This window comes from Elioraea tepida (assembly GCF_019203965.1).
Lineage (GTDB): Bacteria > Pseudomonadota > Alphaproteobacteria > Acetobacterales > Acetobacteraceae > Elioraea_A > Elioraea_A tepida.
The window spans coordinates 2,311,934-2,333,327 of record NZ_CP076448.1 but is presented as its reverse complement, the minus strand read 5'-3'; the positions used below and the strand labels follow the sequence as shown (position 1 = coordinate 2,333,327).

The 21,394-nt window shown below is 71.3% G+C and carries 25 protein-coding genes and 1 tRNA gene; 17 read left to right on the top strand and 9 right to left on the bottom strand.

The window, feature by feature from the left end:
* Nucleotides 1–16 precede the first annotated feature (16 nt).
* The 4 genes from KO353_RS11115 to KO353_RS11100 are packed head-to-tail and all read left to right on the top strand — an operon-like array spanning nt 17 to nt 3,992.
* Complete coding sequence (locus KO353_RS11115; RefSeq protein WP_218284763.1) at nt 17–1,003, top strand: ABC transporter permease; 987 nt, start codon at nt 17–19, stop codon at nt 1,001–1,003.
* Entirely contained in the window at nt 1,003–1,980 is a 978-nt protein-coding gene (locus KO353_RS11110) for an ABC transporter permease (RefSeq protein WP_235691809.1), read from the top strand. The genes KO353_RS11115 and KO353_RS11110 overlap by 1 nt, the downstream gene beginning before the upstream one ends.
* Before the next feature lie 10 nt (nt 1,981–1,990).
* Nucleotides 1,991–2,977: an ABC transporter ATP-binding protein gene (locus KO353_RS11105; RefSeq protein ID WP_218284761.1), complete on the top strand. Its 987-nt coding sequence runs from the start codon at nt 1,991–1,993 to the stop codon at nt 2,975–2,977.
* Nucleotides 2,967–3,992 carry an ABC transporter ATP-binding protein gene (locus KO353_RS11100; protein ID WP_218284760.1) on the top strand — a complete coding sequence of 342 codons (1,026 nt, stop codon included), beginning with the start codon at nt 2,967–2,969 and terminating at the stop codon, nt 3,990–3,992. Before KO353_RS11105 ends, KO353_RS11100 begins: the two co-directional genes overlap by 11 nt.
* A 138-nt stretch (nt 3,993–4,130) precedes the next feature.
* Here the strand turns inward: KO353_RS11100 and KO353_RS11095 are convergent, their stop codons facing one another.
* Nucleotides 4,131–4,838, bottom strand: coding sequence for a DUF3047 domain-containing protein (locus KO353_RS11095; RefSeq protein ID WP_218284759.1), 708 nt, complete (start codon nt 4,836–4,838; stop codon nt 4,131–4,133).
* Nucleotides 4,839–4,910: 72 nt separating this feature from the next.
* Here KO353_RS11095 and KO353_RS11090 point away from each other — a divergent pair, with 72 nt between their 5' ends.
* The 4 genes from KO353_RS11090 to KO353_RS11075 are packed head-to-tail and all read left to right on the top strand — an operon-like array spanning nt 4,911 to nt 8,513.
* Nucleotides 4,911–5,612, top strand: coding sequence for a dienelactone hydrolase family protein (locus tag KO353_RS11090; protein ID WP_218284758.1), 702 nt, complete (start codon nt 4,911–4,913; stop codon nt 5,610–5,612).
* A gap of 43 nt (nt 5,613–5,655) precedes the next feature.
* The gene (locus KO353_RS11085; RefSeq protein WP_218284757.1) at nt 5,656–6,501 is read left to right on the top strand and encodes a CoA transferase subunit A; all 846 of its coding nucleotides are present in this window, start codon (nt 5,656–5,658) and stop codon (nt 6,499–6,501) included.
* Nucleotides 6,498–7,247 carry a CoA-transferase gene (locus KO353_RS11080; RefSeq protein WP_218284756.1) on the top strand — a complete coding sequence of 250 codons (750 nt, stop codon included), beginning with the start codon at nt 6,498–6,500 and terminating at the stop codon, nt 7,245–7,247. Before KO353_RS11085 ends, KO353_RS11080 begins: the two co-directional genes overlap by 4 nt.
* Nucleotides 7,248–7,262: 15 nt before the next feature.
* Nucleotides 7,263–8,513, top strand: coding sequence for a CaiB/BaiF CoA transferase family protein (locus KO353_RS11075; RefSeq protein WP_235691808.1), 1,251 nt, complete (start codon nt 7,263–7,265; stop codon nt 8,511–8,513).
* A gap of 6 nt (nt 8,514–8,519) precedes the next feature.
* Here KO353_RS11075 and KO353_RS11070 read toward each other — a convergent pair whose 3' ends face one another.
* Together KO353_RS11070 and KO353_RS11065 are read right to left on the bottom strand one after the other, a co-directional pair.
* Nucleotides 8,520–9,389 (bottom strand): CDP-alcohol phosphatidyltransferase family protein, encoded by an 870-nt coding sequence (locus KO353_RS11070; protein WP_218284755.1) that lies wholly within the window; start codon nt 9,387–9,389, stop codon nt 8,520–8,522.
* A complete protein-coding gene (locus KO353_RS11065; RefSeq protein ID WP_218284754.1) occupies nt 9,386–10,081 on the bottom strand; it encodes a phosphatidylserine decarboxylase in 696 nt (231 codons plus the stop codon). Before KO353_RS11065 ends, KO353_RS11070 begins: the two co-directional genes overlap by 4 nt.
* A 51-nt stretch (nt 10,082–10,132) precedes the next feature.
* On the opposite strand from KO353_RS11065, the gene KO353_RS11060 reads away from it, so the two are divergent.
* Nucleotides 10,133–10,582, top strand: a complete 450-nt coding sequence (locus KO353_RS11060) for a hypothetical protein (RefSeq protein WP_218284753.1) — start codon at nt 10,133–10,135, stop codon at nt 10,580–10,582.
* A gap of 16 nt (nt 10,583–10,598) precedes the next feature.
* On the opposite strand, the gene KO353_RS11055 is transcribed toward KO353_RS11060, so the two are convergent.
* Together KO353_RS11055 and KO353_RS11050 are read right to left on the bottom strand one after the other, a co-directional pair.
* Nucleotides 10,599–11,573 (bottom strand): LysM peptidoglycan-binding domain-containing protein, encoded by a 975-nt coding sequence (locus tag KO353_RS11055; protein WP_218284752.1) that lies wholly within the window; start codon nt 11,571–11,573, stop codon nt 10,599–10,601.
* A 462-nt stretch (nt 11,574–12,035) separates the two neighbouring features.
* A complete protein-coding gene (locus KO353_RS11050) occupies nt 12,036–12,878 on the bottom strand; it encodes a hypothetical protein (protein WP_218284751.1) in 843 nt (280 codons plus the stop codon).
* Nucleotides 12,879–12,967: 89 nt separating this feature from the next.
* Here KO353_RS11050 and KO353_RS11045 point away from each other — a divergent pair, with 89 nt between their 5' ends.
* Nucleotides 12,968–13,639 carry a cytochrome b/b6 domain-containing protein gene (locus tag KO353_RS11045; protein WP_218284750.1) on the top strand — a complete coding sequence of 224 codons (672 nt, stop codon included), beginning with the start codon at nt 12,968–12,970 and terminating at the stop codon, nt 13,637–13,639.
* A 19-nt stretch (nt 13,640–13,658) separates the two neighbouring features.
* Here the strand turns inward: KO353_RS11045 and KO353_RS11040 are convergent, their stop codons facing one another.
* Complete coding sequence (locus KO353_RS11040) at nt 13,659–14,108, bottom strand: c-type cytochrome (RefSeq protein ID WP_218284748.1); 450 nt, start codon at nt 14,106–14,108, stop codon at nt 13,659–13,661.
* Here KO353_RS11040 and KO353_RS11035 point away from each other — a divergent pair.
* The 3 genes from KO353_RS11035 to KO353_RS11025 all read left to right on the top strand — a co-directional run bounded on the left by KO353_RS11035 (nt 14,095) and on the right by KO353_RS11025 (nt 15,046).
* Nucleotides 14,095–14,244: a hypothetical protein gene (locus KO353_RS11035; protein ID WP_218284747.1), complete on the top strand. Its 150-nt coding sequence runs from the start codon at nt 14,095–14,097 to the stop codon at nt 14,242–14,244. The two genes, KO353_RS11040 and KO353_RS11035, sit on opposite strands and share 14 nt — an antisense overlap.
* Before the next feature lie 52 nt (nt 14,245–14,296).
* Complete coding sequence (locus KO353_RS11030) at nt 14,297–14,881, top strand: LOG family protein (RefSeq protein ID WP_218284746.1); 585 nt, start codon at nt 14,297–14,299, stop codon at nt 14,879–14,881.
* A gap of 88 nt (nt 14,882–14,969) precedes the next feature.
* Nucleotides 14,970–15,046, top strand: a tRNA-Pro gene (locus KO353_RS11025).
* Between the two features lie 74 nt (nt 15,047–15,120).
* On the opposite strand, the gene KO353_RS11020 is transcribed toward KO353_RS11025, so the two are convergent.
* A complete protein-coding gene (locus tag KO353_RS11020; protein ID WP_218284744.1) occupies nt 15,121–15,789 on the bottom strand; it encodes a 3'-5' exonuclease in 669 nt (222 codons plus the stop codon).
* A gap of 148 nt (nt 15,790–15,937) precedes the next feature.
* Nucleotides 15,938–16,153 carry a hypothetical protein gene (locus tag KO353_RS11015; RefSeq protein WP_218284743.1) on the bottom strand — a complete coding sequence of 72 codons (216 nt, stop codon included), beginning with the start codon at nt 16,151–16,153 and terminating at the stop codon, nt 15,938–15,940.
* A gap of 244 nt (nt 16,154–16,397) precedes the next feature.
* On the opposite strand from KO353_RS11015, the gene KO353_RS11010 reads away from it, so the two are divergent.
* The gene (locus tag KO353_RS11010) at nt 16,398–18,296 is read left to right on the top strand and encodes a propionyl-CoA synthetase (RefSeq protein ID WP_218284741.1); all 1,899 of its coding nucleotides are present in this window, start codon (nt 16,398–16,400) and stop codon (nt 18,294–18,296) included.
* 3 nt (nt 18,297–18,299) lie between these two features.
* On the opposite strand, the gene KO353_RS11005 is transcribed toward KO353_RS11010, so the two are convergent.
* On the bottom strand, nt 18,300–18,890 hold the full coding sequence (locus KO353_RS11005; protein ID WP_218284740.1) for a YqaA family protein: 591 nt from the start codon (nt 18,888–18,890) through the stop codon (nt 18,300–18,302).
* Between the two features lie 138 nt (nt 18,891–19,028).
* Here KO353_RS11005 and KO353_RS11000 point away from each other — a divergent pair, with 138 nt between their 5' ends.
* From KO353_RS11000 to KO353_RS10990, 3 genes are all read left to right on the top strand, one after another.
* Complete coding sequence (locus KO353_RS11000; protein WP_218284739.1) at nt 19,029–20,219, top strand: MFS transporter; 1,191 nt, start codon at nt 19,029–19,031, stop codon at nt 20,217–20,219.
* A gap of 61 nt (nt 20,220–20,280) precedes the next feature.
* The gene (locus tag KO353_RS10995; RefSeq protein ID WP_218284738.1) at nt 20,281–20,715 is read left to right on the top strand and encodes a hypothetical protein; all 435 of its coding nucleotides are present in this window, start codon (nt 20,281–20,283) and stop codon (nt 20,713–20,715) included.
* 12 nt (nt 20,716–20,727) lie between these two features.
* A complete protein-coding gene (locus KO353_RS10990) occupies nt 20,728–21,393 on the top strand; it encodes an aspartate/glutamate racemase family protein (protein WP_218284737.1) in 666 nt (221 codons plus the stop codon).
* Nucleotide 21,394 lies beyond the last annotated feature (1 nt).

Here is a 21,394-nt window from a genome sequence, read left to right as displayed (position 1 = left end):
GGCAACGGAACCGCCGATGTTCGCCTTCATCGTCTCACGCCTGTTGCAGGCCCTGCCCGTGATGCTCACGGTGAGCCTGATCAGCTTCGCTATGTTCGCCTATGTCGGCGACCCGGTGGCGATCATGCTCGGGCAGGATTATACGGAGGCGCAGCGCCAGGCACTGATCCGCGACCTCGGCCTCGACCAGCCCTTCTTCGTCCAGTTCTGGGAGTTCCTGAAGAACGCCGCGCAGGGCAATTTCGGCCTATCGTACCGGCTCGCGCGCCCGGTCTCCGACCTCATCCTCGAACGCATGCCGGCGACCCTCGAGCTCTCCTTCAGCGCCGCCTTCCTCGCGCTTGCGATCGGCGTGCCGATGGGCGTCTACACCGGGCTCTACAGGGAGAGCTGGCTCTCCCGCCTCTTCCTCACGATCTCGCTGATCGGCGTGTCGCTGCCCACCTTCCTGATCGGCATCCTGTTGATCCTCATCTTCTCCGTCACGCTCGGCATTCTGCCCTCGTTCGGCCGCGGCGAGACGGTGCTTGTGGGGGGCTGGTGGACGACCGGCTTCCTCACCGCCTCGGGGCTGAAGGCGCTAATCCTGCCTTCGGTCACGCTCGGCCTGTTCCAGATGACGCTGATCATGCGGCTCGTGCGGTCGGAGATGCTCGAGGTGCTGCGCACCGACTACATCAAGTTCGCGCGCGCCCGCGGCCTTACCAATCGCGCGATCCATTTCGGGCACGCGCTGAAGAACACGCTCGTGCCGGTCATCACCATCACCGGTCTGCAGCTCGGCGCGATCATCGCGTTCGCGATCGTGACGGAGACGGTGTTCCAGTGGCCGGGCATGGGGCTTCTGTTCATCCAGGCGGTCGCGAACGCCGACATCCCGATCATGGCCGCCTACCTGATGATGATCGCGCTGCTCTTCGTGCTCATCAATCTCGTGGTCGACCTGCTCTACTATCTCGTCGATCCGCGGCTGCGCGGCTCGCTGATCGGGAGCGCGCGCTGATGGCGGGCGAGGCGCCGGCGACGGAGGCGGCGGTCGTGCAGCCGGCGCCGGCGGCGCCGGGACGCATGGGCCCGGTCGCACGCTTCTTCGACAGCGACCTGTGGTACAGCTTCTCCCGCTCGCCGCTCACCGTCGTCTCCGCGGTGGTGGCGCTCGCGCTGATCGGCGGGGCGGTGTTCGCGCCGGTGCTCGCGCCGCACAACCCGTTCGACCTCGCCACTCTCGACCTAATGGACGCATTCAACCCTCCGGCCTGGATGGAGGGCGGGACTGCGCGCTTCCTGTTCGGCACCGACGATCAGGGGCGGGATGTGCTCTCGACGATCATGTATGGCGCGCGGATCTCGCTGTTCGTGGGCTTCTGCTCCGTCCTGTTCGCGATGACTCTTGGCGTCACGATCGGGCTGGTGGCCGGCTTCGTCGGCGGAACCACCGATGCGGTGCTGATGCGAATCGCCGACATCAAGCTCACCTTCCCCGCGATCCTGGTCGCCCTGCTGGTTGATGGTCTCGTCCGCGCCGCCCTGCCGCGCGAGCTGCATGACCGGATCGCGCTCTGGGTGGTGATCTTCGCGATCGGCATCTCGAACTGGGTTCAGTACGCGCGCACGGTGCGCGGCTCCACCCTCGTCGAGAAGAACAAGGAGTATGTGATGGCCGCGCGGGTGATCGGCCTCTCGCCGGCGAGGATCATGACGCGGCACGTTCTGCCGAACGTGATGGGCCCGGTGCTCGTGATCGCCACCCTCAATCTCGGCTTCGCCATCCTCGCCGAAGCGACGCTGTCCTTTCTCGGCGTCGGCGTGCCGCCGACGCAGCCCTCGCTCGGCACGCTGATCCGGATAGGCAACGATTTCCTGTTCTCGGGCGAATGGTGGATCACCGTCTTTCCAGGCATCACGCTCGCACTGATGGTGCTGTCGGTGAACCTGCTCGGCGACTGGCTGCGCGATGCGCTGAACCCGAAGCTGCGTTGAGGACAAGGCGATGCCGCTGCTCGAGGTGAACAACTTGCGCGTCGAGTTCCTGACCCGTCGCGGCGTGCTGACGGCGGTCGATGACGTCTCCTTCACGATCGACGAGGGAGAGGTGCTCGGCGTGGTCGGCGAGAGCGGGGCGGGAAAGTCGATCACGGGAGCGGCGATCATCAGGCTGATCGAGCCGCCCGGGCGGATCGCGGGCGGCGAGATCCGGCTCAATGGCCGGCGGATCGACACGCTTCCGCCCGAGGAGATGCGCCGCGTCCGCGGCCGGCAGATAGGTGCGATCTTCCAGGACCCGCTGACCACGCTGAACCCGCTCTACTCGATCGGCCGCCAGCTCGTCGAGACGATGCAGACGCATCTCGGCCTCTCCGACCGGGAGGCGCGCGCCCGCGCGATCCGCTGGCTCGAGGACGTCGGCATCCCCGGAGGGGCGCAGCGGATCGATTCTTACCCGCACCAGTTCTCGGGAGGGATGCGCCAGCGCGTGGTGATCGCGCTCGCGCTCTGCGCCGAGCCGCGGCTCGTGATCGCGGACGAGCCGACGACGGCGCTTGATGTCTCGATCCAGGCGCAGGTGATCGCACTTCTGAAGCGCCTCTGCCGCGAGCACGGCACGGCGGTGATGCTGATCACCCACGACATGGGGGTGATCGCCGAGACGGCCGACCGGGTTGCCGTGATGTATGCGGGGCGGATCGCCGAGATCGGGCCGGTGCGCGAAGTGGTGAAGAACGCCCGCCACCCCTACACCGAGGGGCTGATGGGGTCGATTCCCCCGCTCACCCACCGGGTCGCGCGGCTTCGGCAGATCGACGGCGCGATGCCGCGGCTGACCGACATCCCGAAAGGCTGCGCCTTCAACCCGCGCTGCGGGCGGGCCTTCGACCGCTGCCGCAGCGAGCGGCCCGAGCTGATGGCGACAGGCGGGCCCTCGCGCGCCGCGTGCTGGCTCTATGCCGAAGGGGGGCATGCGCGCGATGCCGCTTGACGCCGCCCCCGCAACGACCCGCCCGCTCGTCGAGGTGGAGGACCTCGCCCGCGACTTCGACGTCTCGAAGCCCTGGCTGATCCGGCTCTTGCAGGGCGAGCGGCGGCGGATCCTGCGTGCCGTCGCCGGCGTCTCCTTCGCCATCCCGCGGGGAACCACGCTGTCGCTCGTGGGCGAATCAGGCTGCGGCAAGACGACCGTCGCGCGCCTCGTCGTCGGCCTCTATGCGCCGACGCGCGGCACGATCCGGATCGATGGCATCGACCTCGCCTCGCTCACCTCGCGGGCACAGCAGGCGCCGGTGCGGCGGCGGCTCCAGATGATCTTCCAGGACCCCTACGCGAGCCTCAACCCGCGCTGGCGCGTGGGCGACATCATCGCCGAGCCGATCCGCGCCTTCGGTCTGCTCAAGGAACGGTCCGACATCGAGGCGCGGGTGGGCGAGCTCCTGCGCCAGGTCGGCCTCTCCCCGAAGGATGCCGAGAAGTATCCGCACGAGTTCTCGGGCGGCCAGAGGCAGCGAATCTCGATCGCGCGCGCCCTCTCCTCCAACCCGGAGTTCCTCGTCTGCGACGAGCCGACCTCGGCCCTCGACGTCTCGGTGCAGGCGCAGATCCTGAACCTGATGAAGGACCTGCAGGAGCGGCTCGGCCTGACCTATCTCTTCATCAGCCACAACCTCGCCGTGGTGCGGCACATGTCGGACCGCATCGGCGTGATGTATCTCGGCCGCATCGTCGAGCTCGCTCCCGGCGAGACGCTGTTTGCTTCACCGCAGCACCCCTACACGCGGCTTCTGCTCGAGGCGATCCCCGACCTCGAGATGACGGGGCGGCAGCGCACGCCGGTGGGCGGAGAGGTGCCCTCGCCGATCGACCCCCCGTCGGGCTGCAGCTTCCACCCGCGCTGCCCCTTCGCCAATGACCGCTGCCGGGCGGAGGCGCCGCGCCTGATCCGCCGCGGCGAGACCGAGGTCGCCTGCCACGCCGTGGAGGAGGGGCGGCTCGCCGCCTGAGCCCGAGCGCCCGGCCTACCGCTCTGCCCCGCGCGCTCCGGTGCTGACAGTGGCACGCGCGCGCTTCCGCCCGGGCCTCCCGAGAAGCCGGTGCGCCGCAGCCGACCATCACGACCCGCAGCGCTTGCAGAGCGTCGCCTAACGGGTCGCCTGGGCCGGCCCCGCGCAGGGCTTGAAGCGCAGCTCGCCGATTCGCGCGGCGATCGCCGCTCCTGTGTCGTCGCCATCCGCAGCGATCGCGAGCTCTGTGACGAAGCCCGTCGGCGCGATGCCGAACGCGGCACGGAAATGCTGGGCGAGCGGAACCTCCTGCTCGACCCATTCGCCGATCGCCGTGCCGGCGGGCGAAAGCACCATCGTCCGGCCGATCCCGCCGGTGAGCGGCGAGCGGTGCCAGAGCGGCTCCTCGCCCGTGCCGCCATGCACATAGACGAGGATGAACCCAGGAACCATGCGCCGGCCCGAGGACATGGTGGCCACACCCATCAGGTAGCGCTGCAACAGCCCCATGCGCTCCGCATCCGGCTCGAAGCCAACCCAGAGGGCAAGGCCGCGATCGGCCCCTGAGGAGCGGGTGAGATCGGTCGGCGGCGGGCCGCGATCGACGCGCCAGCGCCAGGAGAGGCAGGTGTTCGGCCCGACCGGCACGCGCATCGGCTGGAAGACGACAGCGATCCCCCCGCTTCCCTCGATCCTGAGCCCTGTCTCGCCGTCCTGGACGATCGCGAGTCCTGGCGCGGCGAAGGGGATGCTGCGCCAGCCCTCCGCGGCGAGCGCCGGGTCGAGCGCCGCCCGTGCTGGCAGCGCGACCAGCGCGACGGCGGCGAGGGCGGCGAGGCGGAGCATGCGCTCCGCATCCTAGCCCGAAACCGCCCGTACCGGTATTGTCCGCCCGGCAACCGGTACAGGGGAGACGCCATGGCAGAGATCACGATTTCCGCGACCGACGGTTCGGGAAGCTTCTTCGCCTATGTCGCCCGGCCGAAGCGCACGCCCGCGGGCGCGGTGGTGGTGATCCAGGAGATCTTCGGAGTCTCCGACAGCCTCAAGGCGATCGCCGACCAGGTGGCCGACCAGGGCTTCATCGCGGTGGCCCCCGACCTGTTCTGGCGCCTCGAGCCGCGCGTGAACCTCTCCGACCGCACCCAGGCCGAGTGGGACAAGGCCTTCGCCCTGTTCAACGCCTTCGACCAGGAGAAGGGTGTGGAGGACCTCAAGGCGACGCTCGCGGCGGCGCGGGCGCTTCCCGGCTGCAACGGCCGCGCCGGAACGATGGGGTTCTGCCTCGGCGGGCGGCTTGCGGCGATGATGGCGCTGCAGTCGGATGCGGACTGTAACGTCTCCTATTACGGCGTCGGGCTCGAGGGGCTGTTCGCCGAGGGCTCGACCGGCATCACGCGGCCCTTCCTCGCCCACATCGCCGAGCTCGACAAGTTCGTTCCGAAGTCGGCGCAAGGGGTGGTGCTCGCCGCGCTCGCGCCGAACCCGGTGGTTGAGGTGCATGTGTATCCGGGCGTGGACCATGCCTTCGCCCGCGTCAGCGGGCAGCACTGGGACGGCCGGGCGGCGGCGATCGCCAACGGGCGCACCGCCGCCTTCCTCGCCCGCTGGCTCGGCTGATGCGCGTGCGGCAAAGCGGCCCTCCGGCGCGAAGGACCGGCGCATGACCGTTCCGCTGCTCGATCTCGACGCCCTCGCCGCCCGCGTGCCCGACGGCGCGACGGTGGCGCTGCCCCCCGACACCTCGCTCTGCCCGGTCGCTCTCGCCGCGGCGCTGATCCGGCGCGGGGCGCGAAACCTTCACCTGATCGGCGTTCCGGTCTCCGGCTTTGCGACCGACCTCCTGATCGGCGCCGGCTGCGTGGCGCGGCTGACCACGAGCGCCGTCACCCTCGGCGAGGCCGGCCTCGCGCCGCGCTTCACCGCGGCGTTCCGGGCCGGCACGGTCGTGATCGAGGACTGGACCTGCCCGGCCGTGCACACGGCACTTCAGGCCGCCGAGAAGGGGGTGCCCTTCCTGCCGCTGCGCGGGCTGATCGGCTCCGACCTCATCGCCGCGCGCACCGACTGGCGGGTGATCGACAACCCGTTCTCGGCCGCGCCTGACTCGATCGTGCTCGTCCCGGCGCTGTCGCCCGATGTGGCGCTGATCCACGCCGCTCTGGCCGATCGTGCGGGCAATGTCTGGGTCGGCCGCCGGCGCGAGCTCGCCACCATCGCGCATGCGTCGAAGGCCACGCTTGTCACGGTCGAGCGCGTCGTCGAGGGGAACCTGATAGAGGACGAGAGGATGGCGCCCGGGGTGATCTCGTCGCTCTACGTCTCGGCCGTGGCGGTCGCCGAGCACGGGGCGTGGCCGCTCGGCCTGCTCGACCTCTACGGGCCCGACCAGGCGGCGATCGAGTCGTACGCGCGCGCGGCGCGTACGGAAGAAGGGTTCCGCGCCTGGCTTGCGACCAACCTTCCCCTCACCGCCCGTTCCGCCGATGTCGCGAGCGCCGCGGCATGAGCGCCGTGACGCCAGAGGAACGGCTGATCGCGGCGATCGCCGACCTGATCACGGCCCCCCATCCCCACCCGGTCCGACACGCCGCCGTCGGCGCGGCAAGCCCGATCCCGGCCCATGCTGTGCTGCTCGCCCGCCACCGCGGCGCCGACATACGCCTCTCGCTTCTGCAGAAGCGCGTCGGCAACCCCTTCACCGAGGGAACGCGGGAGCTCTTTGACCTCGCGGGCCAGGGGAGGATCGACCTGTTCTTCCTCGGCGGGGTGCAGATCGACGGCTCGGCCAACATCAACCTGCTCGGCACCGGCTCGCCCCCCGGTTCGGCGGCGCGGCTGCCGGGCAATTTCGGCGCCCCGTTCATGTATCTCACCGTTCCGAGAACGATCCTGTTCCGCGAGGAGCACAGCCCGCGCGTGCTCGTGCCGAAGGTGGACTATGTCTCCGCCCCCGGCGTTTCGCCTCCCGGCGTGTTCCGACGCGGTCACGCCCAGGCCCTCGTCACCGGCCGCTGCGTCTTCGCCTTCGACCCTGTGCGGGCGCGTTTCACCCTCGCCGCGCTTCACCCGGGAGAGACGCGCGCGAGTGTCCGCTCGGCCACCGGTTTCGACTATGACGAACCCGCCGAGGTGCCTCTGACGCGTGCCCCTTCGGAGGACGATCTCGCCGCCCTGCGCGGGCCGATCCGCGCCGCGCTCGAGGACACCTACCCGGCCTTCTGCGCCCGCGTCTTCGGCGCGAAGGCGGCCTGAGAGAGGGAGAAAGCCATGCCGATGGTATCGCCGGGCGCGCTCGCGGGCCTCAAGGTGATCGATCTGACGCGCGTGCTGGGCGGTCCCTACTGCACCATGGTGCTGTCGGACCACGGCGCCGAGGTGATCAAGATCGAGCCGCCGCAGGGCGACGAGGTGCGCGACTGGGGCCCGCCCTTCCACGAGCACCCGGAAGGCGGGCGCGACGCCTCCTACTTCATCGGCGTGAACCGCAACAAGGCATCGCTCGCGCTCGATCTCGCGCGCGAGGAGGCGCGTGCGGTGCTGTTGCGCCTGCTCGAGGGCGCCGACGTACTGGTCGAGAATTTCAAGCCCGGAACGATGGAGAAGTGGGGCTTGGGCTACGGGACGCTGCGCGAGCGCTTCCCGCGCCTGATCCACTGCCGAATCTCGGGCTTCGGCGCCGAAGGCCCCTTGGGCGGCTTCCCCGGCTACGACGCGATCGTGCAGGCGATGGTCGGGCTGATGAGCATCAACGGCACCGAGACCTCCGGCCCGACGCGGCTCGCGACACCGGTGGTCGATATCGGCACCGGCCTCTTCTCGGCGATCGCGATCCTGATGGCGCTGTTCGAGCGGCAGCGGTCCGGCGAGGGACAGTTCATCGACATGACGCTGCACGATTGCGGCATGGCGCTGTTGCACCCGCACGCCGCCAACTACTTCCTCTCGGGCAAGCGGCCGGTGGCGACGGGCAACCCGCACCCCAACCTCGCGCCCTACGACAAGTTTCGCACCGCCACCTGCGAGATCTTCATCGGCACCGGCAATGACGCGACCTTCCGCAAGATGTGCGACCTGCTCGGGCGGCCGGAGCTCGCAGAGGATCCACGGTTCCGAACCAATGCCGACCGGATGGCGAACCGCGCCGCCCTTTCGGCGATCGTGCAGGAGATCGTGGGCCAGGAGGACGGGCACGCGCTGTCGCAGCGTCTGCTCGCGAACGGGCTGCCTGCGGGCCCGGTGCTCTACATCGACGAGGTCGCTCAGGCGCCGCACACCAAGGCGCGGGGGATGGTCGCCGAGCTCGGCTGGTACAGGGGGATCAACACGCCGATCAAGTTCAGCCGCACGCCGGGCGGGGCGCGGCGGCCGCCGCCGCGCTTCGGCCAGGACGGCGATGCGGTGCTCGCCGCGCACGGGTTCTCCGAGGCGGAGATCGCGGCTCTGAAGGCGGAGGGCGTTCTGGTAACGGAACGGCGCACGGGCGAAGGCAGGGAGCGGCGGCAGAAGGCGGCGGAATAGGCGCGCTCAGGCGGCGTCCTTCGTCTCCGCCGCCTCCTCCGGAGCGGCGAGGCCAAGCGCTTCGGCCTCGGCACGCAGCCGCTCGTAGCTCCTCACCCCCATCGGGATCAGGGCGGCATAGACGACCCCGAGCAGGGCGAAGGCGGCCCAGGGCTCGCTGACGAGGATGGCGACGAAGAACCCCGCGCCGAGCAGAAGCGGCAGGATGTATTGCTGCGGCACTTTGAAGTTCTTGAAGCTCCAGGTCGGCAACGTCGAGACCATCAGCAAGCCGACGCCGAACAGCACCGCCGCCGCGAGGCCCGGGAAGCGCGCGATGTCGGCAATCGTCGCAAGCCGCATCGCCTCGGCCTGAAGTGCCACGAACAGCGGGAACAGGGCAAGCCCCGCCGCAGCCGGGGCGGGGACGCCGGTGAAGAAGTTGTAGGCGTAAGCGGGCTTGGGCGCGCCGTCGATCGCGGCGTTGAACCGTGCGAGCCGAAGCGCTGCGCACACCGCATACATCAGGCATGGCACCCAGCCGAGGCCGCCCCAGGTCTGCAGCGTCCAGAGATAGAGCACGAGCGCGGGCGCGACGCCGAAGCAGAGGAAATCGGCGAGGCTGTCGAACTCCGCGCCGAACCGGCTCGTCCCCTTGAGAAGCCGGGCGATCCGCCCGTCGAGCCCGTCGATCACGCCTGCGATCACGATCGCCGCGGCGGCCGCGTCCCACCGCCCCATCAGGGCGAAGCGGATCGCGGTCAAGCCGGCGCAGAGGCCGACAAGCGTCATCAGGTTCGGGATCAGCCGATTGAAGGAGAGCCCCTTGAAGCGCGGCCGCGAGCGTCGGCGAAGCCGCTGCCGCCAGCGCTCGACGGCGGGCGAGCGGGGTTTCACCGCACCACGCCGAGCCGGCGCAGCTCGGTCGAGGCGAGGTCGGCGACCACCGTCTCGCCGCCGACCATGCGCTGGCCCTCGGCGACAAGCGGCGCGACCCCGGGCGGGAGGTAGAGATCGGTGCGGCTGCCGAAGCGGATCAGGCCGAAGCGCTGCCCCGCGAGCAGCCGGTCGCCCTCGCGCACCTCGCAGACGATCCGTCGCGCGATCAGCCCGGCAATCTGCACCACACCGACCTTGCGCCCATCCGCGAGCGCGATCGCAAGCCCGTTCCGCTCGTTCTCCTCCGCCGCCATGGCATCGGCGGCGTTGAGGAACCTCCCCGGGCGATAGGCGATCCGCGTGACGGTTCCATCGACCGGCGCGCGGTTGACGTGCACGTCGAGCACGGAGAGGAAGATCGCCACGCGCCAGCGCGGCTCCGGCCCGAGCTCGAGCTCGGCGGGCGGGACCGCTTCCGCCACGGAGACCACGCGCCCATCGGCCGGGGCCACGACGAGGCCCTCGCGGGCGGGGGTGACCCGCGTGGGGTCGCGGAAGAAGAAGGCGCAGAAGAGCGCGGCGGCGACGCCGATCCACATCAGCGTCGAGGAAAAGAGGCCGAGCACGAGCGCCGCCACGGCCGAAGCGGCGATGAAGGGAAGGCCCGCGCGATGCGGCGGGCTGAGCACGGAGGCGAGGGTTTCGAACATGCCGCGACGTTATAGATGCGTTCACCCCAGCGGCGCAAAAACGACAGGATGATGCTCGCCCAAGCAGAACACGCCGCCGCGACGCCGCCGCCGATCGGCCGGCTCGGCCCGTTCACGGTGCTGGCCGACGGCACGATCTCACCGGCAGAGCCGGAGCTCGCGCCGAGGTTCGGCTATCGCTGGCGCGGGCGACGGATCGCGGCACGTCTTCTTCCCGGCGCACGGATCGGTTTCTCCGTCGGCCTGGCGCGGGTGCCGTTCACGGCGGAGGATGCCGCGGCGCGACGACGCCTGCTCGAGAGCCTTCCGGCCTTGCGTTCGGCGCTCGCCGAAGGCTGGAGGCTCAGCCTCTCGCCCGACCATGGGATCCACCTCGAGGCGGAGGCGGAGCTCGGCGGCGCGCCGACCGCGACGCGACTCGTGACAGCGGCGACCTTGTTCGTGCTTGCCCTCGACCCGGTGCTCGACCTGCTCGAGGAGGAAGGGGCGCGCACTGCCTGAGCCGCGACGCGGCGGGTCAGGGCGTCGGCGGCACCACAGCAGGCAGGGTGAACACCTGGCCGGGGAAGATCAGGTTCGGGTCGCGGATTTGGGCGGCGTTCGCGGCATGGATGTGGGTGTAGTGGATGCCGCGCCCGTAGGTCTGGCGCGCGATCTGCCAGAGATTGTTGCCGGGCTGGACGACCACGGTCCGCCCCTCGAGCGCCTGCGGCGTCGCCTCGGCACGCTGGAACGGCATCTGTACCCGCGCCGTCACGCGGCCGGAGCGATCCACCTGGTCGGCGCGGAGATCGAAGGTTCCGGGCGCGATCGGCTCGTCGGGGCGGAGGCTCCAGCGCCCCTGCGCATCGGCTGCGGCGTCGCCGATGTGGCGGTTGTCGAGATACAGACGCACCGCCTCGCCCGGTGCAGCGCGGCCGGCGAACTGAACCGCCCCGGTGTCGGCGTAGTCGACGATGTCGATCGAGACGCCCCCGGGAGGGCGGCCCTGCGGGAGGGCCGGGAGGGAAGCGGCCGCTGCGGGCGCGGGAGCGGCTGGCCCCGGTGCGGGAGGCGGGGAAGCGTTCGCCTCGGCCGACGACGCCTGCGGGGGCGAGGCGGATATCCCCCCAGAGGGCGGCGGCGGCGGCGCGGCCGGCGCTGGTGGCGCCTGCAGCACCCTGAGCTCACCCTGCCCCTCGCGCGGCGTGAGCACGGCGAGCGGGGCTGCCGCCTGGCCCTGTGCCGGCCGGCCGGCGATGTCGCGCTCGGGCTCCGGAACGACAAGGACGACGGCGCTCTCGCTCTCGCTGATCCGCCCATCGGGATGGACGGCCCGCAGAGAGAGTTCGCGCCCGCCCGGTGCCAAAGGTGCGGCGAAGACGAGCACCCACTCCCCACGACGGTCCGCCCTGGCCCGGCCGAGCTCGCGCGTGCCGTCAAGAACGATGACCTCTGCTCCCGGCTCGGCGCGCCCGGCGATCACAGCATCGCCGCGGGAGCCGATGCGCACCACGTCGAAGCTCGGCCTGCGCAGCGGCGGTTCGGAAGGCGGTGCCGGGGGATCCCGCGTCGGCGAAACGGGAGGCCCTGCGGGGAGGGCGAGGCTCGGGGCAGGCGCTGAGGGGGCCTCGGTGCGCCGCGGTGGCTCGGCCGGTGGTGGGGGCGGTGACGGCGCGGTCGCGGCCTGCGGCGCGGGGCGTGACCGGGGCTCCGGCTCGGCCGCGGGCGGGGCTGCCGACTGCGGCGGAGCTGGGGGCTGGACGGTGGCCTGGGGCGCGGGAGTTGGAGCCGAAGCCTGCGGCGGGGCGGGCGAGGTCGGCGACGGGGCGTCACGCGCCGCCCAGAGGATGGCGCCCACCACGAGAAGCCCCAGGAGCCCGACCAGGACGAGGCGCATGCCGACCTTCCGCGCAGCGACGAGGCTTTAGATGAAACCGCGGTAACAGGAGCGCAAGTCGCTTGCCGCCTGGGCTCAGGCGAAGGAGCGAAGGAGGAAGGCCGCGGCGATGCCGGGCAGGCCGGCGAGACCGACGCCGGCGAGCCCTCCCACGACGCCGTTCGCCGCGACCCCAAGCAACGCGGCGACAGCGCGGCCGGCGGCGAGGCCGAGGAGCGCGGCGGCGCAGCCGGCCCAGACCGCAGGCTGCCGTTGCGCGAGCCCGGCCGAGACAATGACCCCGGCGAGAGAGGCGGCAAGGGCGAGAGCGCCCGAACACCCGGCCGACGCGCCGGGCAGGAGGCCAGCCAGCAGCAGCCCCAACGCCGCCCCGGCGACGACGCCGGCGAAGCCGAGGAAGGCGCCCGCGCTGCCTGCTGCGAAGAGGCCGAGCGTGAGAAGGGCGGCGGCGGCGGCAGCAGCAGCACCAGCCGCGCTGGCATGGGCGCGCGCACCGAGGAGCCGCCAGAGCGGCACCGCGAAGGCAGCGAGCACCGGCACGGCCTCGGCGAGGATTCGCGCCAGATCAGGCATCGCCCGCGGCGCGCCGAGCATGAACCAGCCGCCGCCGAGCGCTGTCAGCACACCGAGGAGAGCCGCGACAGCCCCGCGCGCGGCGAGGAGATCGCTAACGAGCCCCGCCGCCCCGGCGCCAAGCACAAGCCAGGGGATCCGTTCCGGGAGCATGCGCGGCGTCACCATGCGCACGCCAAGCTCGAGGAACAGCACCGCCACGAGCGAGGCGGCGGCGCCAAGTCCCGCAAGCCGCCTCGCCCCCGCGAGCACGAGAGCGAGCGACGCGACGACCGCGATCGCGAAGGCGGCGACCGGCGGTTGCCACGCGCCGGGAATCCAGGCCTCGGAGACGAACGGGAGCACGGTTGCGACCTCGCCCGCCCTGTCCAGCCTGTCAAGCGGCAGGCGCTGCCGGCATACTCGCAGCCATCATCCATTGTCGGGGGCGAAGCATGCGCGATGGCGAGATCAGGCTTCGGCCGGTGCCGGTCTGGGACCTGCCGGTGCGCGTGTTCCACTGGGCGCTCGTGGTGGCGATCATCGGCAGCGTCACGACAGTGCAGCTGCACTGGATGGAGGAGCACGCCCTGTTCGGCTACGCCATCCTCACGCTCGTGATCTGGCGCGTACTGTGGGGTTTCTTAGGCAGCGAGAACGCCCAGTTCGCCGCGTTCCTCAAGGGGCCGAGTGCGGTGGCTGCGCATCTTTCGCACCTGATCCGCCGCTCGCCGGACCGCGAGACGAGCCACAACCCCTTGGGCGGCTGGGCAGTGGTGGTTCTACTCGCGCTCCTCGGCGCGCAGGCGACGACCGGGCTGTTCGCCAATGACGACATCCTGTTCCGGGGGCCGCTCGCCGCGACCGTCGGCAAGGCGATGTCCGACCGGATAACCTCCTGGCACTACACGATCAAGAACGTCCTGATCGCGATGATCGCGCTGCATTTGTTCGCGGCACTGTTCTATCGGCTCTGGCCGCGGCATCGCCTTGTCGAGGCGATGGTCACCGGCCGCAAGATCCTGCCCGAAGACGTGGCCGCGCCGGCGCATGCCGGCGTGCTCCGGGGGCTGCTTCTGCTCGCCCTGTCGGCGGCAGCGGTGCGGGGGATCGTGACCTTGGGCTGAGGCGCGGTGTGCGCGCCGCTCAGCGCGGCATGCGGTAGGGGCGGTGGCAGGCGCCGCAGGCTTGACCGGTCGCCTGCAGGGCGCGAGCGAGCTGTGCCGAATCGCCGCTCTCGGCCGCAGCGACAAGCGCGTTCGCCTGCGTGACGAAGGCGGCGGCGACGCGCTCGAAGCCGGCACGGTCGGACCAGATCGAGGGCAGGGCCCGGGTGTCGCCACGGTCGCTCCCGGGCGGGAAGAGGGTGACGATCGACGGTGCGTGCGCCGCGATCGCACGCGCCGGCGCGATGGCACCTGCCGCCGGCTGCCTGCCCTCGACGATCTTCTGGATCGCCTCCATGTTCGCGGCCATTCCCTTGAACCCGTCCTTTCGGGTGGCGATCACGTCACCTTGCGCGAGGCCTGCCGGAGCGGCGAGGACGGCGGCGAGGCTGGCAACGACGGCGAGGCGGGCAAGCGTGGTCGGCATCATCCGGTTCGTCTCCCTTCGAGTGGGGAACGAGGGTAGCGGCTCGGTCGGCGCGTGCGAGGAGGAAATGCGTCACGCCGCATCGACACCGGCGATGATGCCGATCGGCCGGTTCGATGCAATCATGCTGGCCGCCTGATCATCTGCCTCGCCACACCGTGATGCCGCCTGCGCCCTCGGAGCCGCCGTCGATGCCCCCCTCCCTCAACGCCGTCGCCGTGTTCTGCGGCTCGCGCCTCGGCAACGACCCGCGCCACCGAGAAGCCGCGGCGACCCTTGGCCGGGCGCTGGCCGGTGCGGGCATCCGGCTGATCTACGGCGGCGGCAGGGTCGGGCTGATGGGCGTGCTCGCCGATGCCTGCCTCGCGGCCGGCGGCACGGTCACCGGCGTGATCCCGACCTTCCTTGCCCGGCGCGAGGTCGAGCACGAGGGGCTGACCGAGCTCATCGAGACCAGTTCGATGCACGCGCGCAAGGCGATCATGGCCGAGCGGGCGGATGCCTTCGTGACGCTACCCGGGGGCCTGGGCACCTACGACGAGACGATCGAGATCATCACCTGGCGGCAGCTCGGCCTGCACGACAAGCCGATCGTGCTCTGCGATGTCGCGGGCTCGGCCGCGCCGCTCGTCGCCGCCCTTGAGGCGGCGATCGGCATGGGCTTCGCCGGGCTGGAGACGCGCAGCCTCTACGCGCTGGCGCGCGGTGCCGAGGCGGTCCTGCCGCTGCTCGCCACCCTCGCCCCCGGCAGCCGGACCGCGGCCGGCCTCACCTGACCGCCATGGCGCTTTTGCATGCGGGGCTCGCGTCTTGCCCGGCCCGTCCCCCGGGCCTATACACCGGCCCTGTCCCAGGGCTCGCTGCCGGAGTGTAGCTCAGCCTGGTAGAGCACTGTGTTCGGGACGCAGGGGCCGGAGGTTCGAATCCTCTCACTCCGACCAACCGTGCCTTGGGCGGTCGACGGGGCGGTGGCGCGAGCCACCGCCCCTTTTCGCAGGTGAGGGCATGTCGGCGTTCAGAACCGCGCCGCGGCCTCGGCGATCCGCTCGCGCATACGCGTCTTCCGGAACAGTTCCTCGAGCGAGGTGACGCGCCGTGCCTCGGCGCGACGCAACAGCGAGCAGAACAGGAGCGCCGTCGCCTCCGCATCGCCGAGCGCGTCGTGTCGCCCGTGGATGACAACACCATGCCGTGCCGCGAGAGAGTCGAGATCGTGCGCTTTCTCGTCCGGGTCGAGCCACTGCGAGAGAAGCAGGCTGCAGAGCACCGGGTTGGTGAAGCGCACCCCAGTCTGCGCCTCGGCCGCGTGCAGATAGGCGAGGTCGAACGCGGCGTTGTGGGCGACGAGCACGGCGTCCCCGACATAGGCCTGGAAGGCCCGCACCGCCTCGGGCCAGCGCGGAGCGTGCGCCACCATCGCCTCCGTGAGCCCATGAATCGCCGTGCTCGCGGGCGGGATCGGCCGTCCCGGCTGCGCGAAGGTCGCGAACCGGTCGCCGTCCAGGATCGCTCCCCCCTCCACCCGCACCGCGCCGATCGAGACGATGCGGTCGCCGTAGCTCGGCGAGAGGCCCGTCGTTTCGAGATCGAACACGACAAAGCGGCATTGGGCGAGCGGACCGGCCGGAAGAAGCAGCGTCTCGCCGTGGCGACGGTGGCGCTCCTCCGCGTTCGGCGCGAGCACGGCCTCGAGGGCCGCTCTCAGGGCCCTGCCAATCGCTCCACGCACACTGCGCCGTGGCGTCTCCATCCCTCGCCGAGCCTAGGGCGCGGGCAGGCTCCTGCGCCAGGGGGACGGGCGGCGAGAGGAGCGCGCGGCGGGACGGGCCGCGTCAGGCCGGGCGGACCCGGCGCTGCCGTCCGGCCCGGCGAGCCAGGGAGAGACCGAGCTCCTCGGCCTCCACCGAGACGAGCTCGGCCGCAAGCTCGATCGTGCGCGCCGCCTCGACGAGACCGAGGCTTCTCGCCTCCCCGGCGAGCGCACGAAGACAGAGGAACAGCCCTTCGGCGGATGCGCCTGGGGGTGGCGGGCGCAGGCGTGCGGTCATGGATCTCCCGAACTCGGCATACGCGGGTATGCCTCCACCCTGGCCGGTTTTTGACGCAGTGACAACTCCCGAGTGTAGAGCTCTCAGGAGTCTGACCGGCAGGGTTGTCCCGTGTCCCCCCTTGCGGGCGTCCCGCCGAGTCGTCGCACCGCGTCGTGATGTCGGTCATTGCCGGCGCCTTGCCACTCGCGCACGATCCGCCCTGCGAGGCGCGACGCCTCGAGGGTGGAAACGGACCAGAGCCATGACGGGGTCGATCCAGAAGACCGGGTATGACGAGGCCTACGCCGCCTGGCGGGCCGACCCCTTCGGCTGGTGGGCGGAGCGTGCGCGCGCTCTCGCCTGGGATCGGCCGCCGCGAACCGTCTTCGACCCCTCGCTCGGCCCCTATGGCCGCTGGTTCCCCGACGGCATGCTGAACACCTGCCACAACGCGCTCGACCGCCACGTCGAGGCGGGCCGCGGCGGGCAGGCGGCGCTGATCTGGGACAGCCCGATGACCGGGCGGAAGCAGACTCTGACCTACGCCGAGCTCACCGGCCGTGTTGCCCGCGTCGCCGGCGTTCTCGCCGCGCTCGGTGTCCGCCGCGGCGACCGCGTGATCATCTACATGCCGATGGTGCCCGAGGCGGTGATCGCGATGCTCGCCTGCGCGCGGCTCGGCGCCATCCACTCGGTGGTGTTCGGCGGCTTCGCCGCGGCCGAGCTCGCCGCGCGGATCGCCGACGCCGCGCCGAAGGCGATCCTCTCCGCCTCCTGCGGGCTCGAGCCCGGGCGCACGGTCGCCTACAAGCCGCTGCTCGATGCCGCGATCGCGCTGTCGCCGCACAAGCCCGAGGCCTGCCTGATCCTGCAGCGGGCCGACCTCGAGGCGCCGATGACGCCCGGGCGCGACCACGACTGGGCCGATGCGGAAGCGAACGCATCGCCGCACGCCTGCGTGCCGGTGGCGGCGACCGACCCGCTCTACATCCTCTACACCTCCGGAACGACCGGGCGGCCGAAGGGCATCGTCCGCGACACTGGCGGGCATGCCGTGGCGCTGTTGAACTCGATGTCGATGCTCTACGGCGTCGGCGCGGGGGATGTGTTCTGGGCGGCCTCCGATGTCGGCTGGGTGGTCGGCCACAGCTACATCGTCTATGGCCCTCTGCTCGCCGGCTGCACCACCATTGTCTACGAGGGCAAGCCGGTCGGCACGCCCGACGCCGGGGCGTTCTGGCGGGTGTGCGACGAGCACCGGGTGAAGGCGCTGTTCACGGCGCCGACGGCGCTGCGCGCGATCAAGCGCGAGGATCCGGACGGGGCGCTGATGCGCCGCTACGACCTCTCGCGCCTCGAGGCTCTGTTCCTTGCCGGAGAACGATGCGACCCCGACACGATCCTCTGGGCCTCGCGCCTGCTCGGCAGGCCGGTGATCGACCACTGGTGGCAGACCGAGACCGGCTGGGCCATCACCGGCAATTTCCGGGGCTTGGGCCTGTTCCCGGTCAAGCCCGGCTCGGGCGGCAAGCCCTCCCCGGGCTTCGAGGTCGCGGTGCTCGACGAGGCGAGCCGGCCGCTTCCGCCCGGCACGATCGGCGACCTCGCGCTGAAGCTGCCTCTGCCGCCGTCCTGCCTGCCGACGCTGTGGAACAACGACACGGGCTTCCGCGAGGCCTATCTCGACCGCCACCTTGGCTGGTACACGACCGCCGACGCCGGGATGATCGACGAGGAGGGCTACGTCTCGGTGATGAGCCGGACCGACGACATCATCAATGTCGCCGGCCACCGGCTCTCGACCGGCGCGATGGAGGAGGTGCTCGCCGCGCATCCCGATGTCGCCGAGTGCGCCGTCGTCGGCGTGCATGACGCGCTCAAGGGCCAGGTGCCGCTCGGCCTCGTCGTGGTCAAGGCCGGAGTCGCGAAGGACGAGGCGACGCTCGAGCGCGAGCTCGTGGCGATGGTGCGTGACCGGATCGGCCCCGTGGCGTCGTTTAAGTCGGCGCGGATCGTGCCGCGCCTGCCGAAGACGCGCTCGGGCAAGGTGCTCCAGGCGACGATCAGGAAGATCGCCGACGGTCAGCCCTACGCCGTGCCGCCGACGATCGACGACCCCGCGAGCCTCGAGGAGATCAGCGCGCTGATCGCGCCGCGGTGAGCCTCAAAAGAGCCGCACCACCACGAAGCCGCCGACGAGCAGCACCAGGAACAGGATCGTGAAGAAGGTCAGCCGCCTCTCGATCATGGCGAGCACCGGCGGACCGAGCTTCGCCGCGACGAACGCCACCATGAAGAAGCGCGCGCCACGGCTCGCGATCGAGGCGACCAGGAACGGAACGATTCCCATCCCGACGGCGCCCGAGGCGATGGTCGCGAGCTTGTAGGGGATCGGCGTGAACCCAGCGATGGCGACCACAAGCCAGTCGTAGCGCAGATAGAGCGCGCGGAACCGCTCGTTCGCCTCGTGCAGCCGGTAGGCGTCGATGATCGGCACAGCGACCGTCTCGTAGAGGCCCCAGCCGATCAGGTAGCCGAACACGCCGCCCGCCGCCGACGCCGCGGTGCAGATCACCGCCGAGCGCCACCAACGGTCCGGCCGGGCGACCGCCATCGGCGCGAGGATCACATCGGGCGGGACGGGAAAGACGCTCGACTCGGCGAAGGAGATGATCGCAAGCCAAAGCTGCGCCTGCGGGTGCGCGGCGAGCCTGAGCGTCCAGTCGTAGAGGTGCCGGAGGCCGGGGAGTTCCAAGGCAAGCGTCCAGTGTGGTGAGGCGCGTCACCTGCCACGCCGGCACCCGTCCGCGCAAGCCGGCCATCTTCCCGGCGCATCCCGTCTCGAGCCGCACGCCCTGGGCGGTCGCGCGGCCGGCCTGTATGGTCGCACCCGATGGCCGCCTCGCCCCGACTTCGCATCGTCTGCGCCGTCGTGCTCTGCGCTCTCTCGATGGGGCTGAGGCAGAGCTTCGGCCTGTTTCTCGGGCCGATGACCGCCTTCCACGGCTGGACGGCATCGGCCTTCGCGGTCGCGATCGCCGCGCAGGTGCTGCTCAACGGCGTGAGCCAGCCGATCTGCGGCAACCTGGCTGACCGGTTCGGCGGCCGAACCGTTCTGTGGAGCGGCTGGGGCCTCTACGCGCTCGGCCTTGCGATCATGGCGGCGGCGACCTCGCTCGCCCTCTTCTACCTCGGCGCGGCGCTCGTGCTCGGCATCGCCGTCTCGGCCGCCGGCTTCCCGATCGTGATGGCGGGGCTATCGCGCCTTCTGCCGCCCGAGCTGCGCGGCCGCGCCACCGGGCTCGCCACGGCCGGTTCCTCTTTCGGCCAGTTCTCGGTGGTGCCGATCGTGCAGGCGGGGATTGACCTCTTCGGCTGGCAGGGCGCCCTCTACGCGATGGCGGCGGCGGCGATCCTTGCGATGCCGCTCGCTCTCCCGCTCGCCGACCGCCCGAACCCGCAGCACGAGGGGCGGCCGCAGGGCGCGGCACAGGCGCTGCGCGAGGCACTTTTGACCGCGCATTTCTGGTGCCTCTTCTTCGGCTTCTTCGTCTGCGGGCTGCACGTCTCGTTCCTGACCGTGCACCTGCCGGGCTTCGTCGCCGCCTGCGGGCTCCATCCGTCCTGGGGGGCGAACGCGATCGCGATCATCGGCCTGTTCAACATTCTCGGCGCGATGATCTCGGGCGAGCTCTCGAGCCGCTGGCGGCGGCGCGAGTTGCTTGTCGTCATCTATGGCGGGCGGGCCGTGGTGATGCTCGCCTTCCATCTGGGGCCGAAGACCGAGGCTACGCTCGCGCTCTTCTCTGCGCTGATGGGGCTGTTATGGCTCTCGACGGTGCCGCCGACCGTCCGGCTCGTCGCGCGGCGGTTCGGCACGCAGTGGCTCGCCACGATCTTCGGCCTCGTCTTCCTCGGCCACCAGATCGGGGGTTTCACCGGCGCGTCGCTCGCCGGCGTGATCTGGGATCGCACAAGACGCTATGACGCAATGTGGGTGATCGCGATCCTCGCCGGCGGCCTCGCCGCGCTCGTGAACCTCCCCGTGCGCGACCCCCGCACGCCCGCCCCCGCACGCGCCTGACCGCTTGCGCCGCCGCGGCGCTTGGCTAGGGTCGGGCAGCGCATCGCAGCGGGAGAACGCCATGCCTCGCCTGATCCTCGCCGCCCTGCTCGCTCTCGCCACGACCCCGGCCGGTGCGCAGGGAGAGCCGCATGCCTGGCTCTACGGCTCGTGGGTCGGTGGCACGCTGCCGGCAAGCCCGAACCAGACGGTCGAAGCTTGCTACGCCGACCCGACCGTCATCTTCACCCGCGACATCGTCCTTCGGAAGACCCTGCTCGAGCAGGTCTATACCCAGCGCCTGATCGAGAGCGTTCGCGGCACCCCCGACGGAGCCGAGTTCCGCTTCCGCCCGATGCCGCGGATTCCGGGCGTGATGGCAAGCCAGCAGCCGACCGGGACTTTCGGCTGCGCGAGCCCGGACGTGCTCGTCGTGGTCCGGCGCGGGCCGAACGAGATCGAGTTCCCAGGCTGCACCGAGTTTCCCGCCCCGCTGATCCGCTGCCCCGTCCCCTGAGGAGCGGGCGTCATGGCCCGGCCGCGACTCGCCCTCATCCACGCCCTGCGCCACTCGCCCGCGCCGATCGCGGAGGCCTTCGCGCGGCTGTGGCCCGAGCCGTTCCTGATGAACCTGTTCGATGACAGCCTCTCGGCCGATCTCGCGCGCGACGGCAGGCTGACGCCTTCGATGACCGCCCGCTTCCTCGAGCTTGCGGCCTACGCGCGGCGCACCGGGGCGGTGGCGATCCTGTTCACCTGCTCCGCCTTCGGCCCCTGCATCGATGCGGTGAAGGCCCAGCATCCCGACATTCCGGTCCTGAAACCGAATGAGGCGATGATCGACGAGGCGCTCGAGGCGGCGCCCTCGGGCCGGATCGGGGTGCTCGCCACCTTCCCCGCCACGCTCGCCTCGATCCGGCCTGAGTTCGAGGAGGCCGCCGCCCGCCGCGGCGCTCCGCTCTCCCTCGTCGAGGTCTGCGCTCCAGAGGCGCTCGCCGCCCTCGATGCCGGCGATGCCGAGGCGCATGACCGGCACGCCGCCGCCGCGGCGGCGGCGCTCGCCGGCTGCGAGGTGGTCGCGCTCGCCCAAGTGAGCCTCGCCCGCGCCGCCGCCGCCATCGCCGCCGCCACCGGCCGCCCGGTGTTGACCACGCCCGACAGCGCCGTGCTTCGCCTCCGCTCCCTGCTCGCCTGAG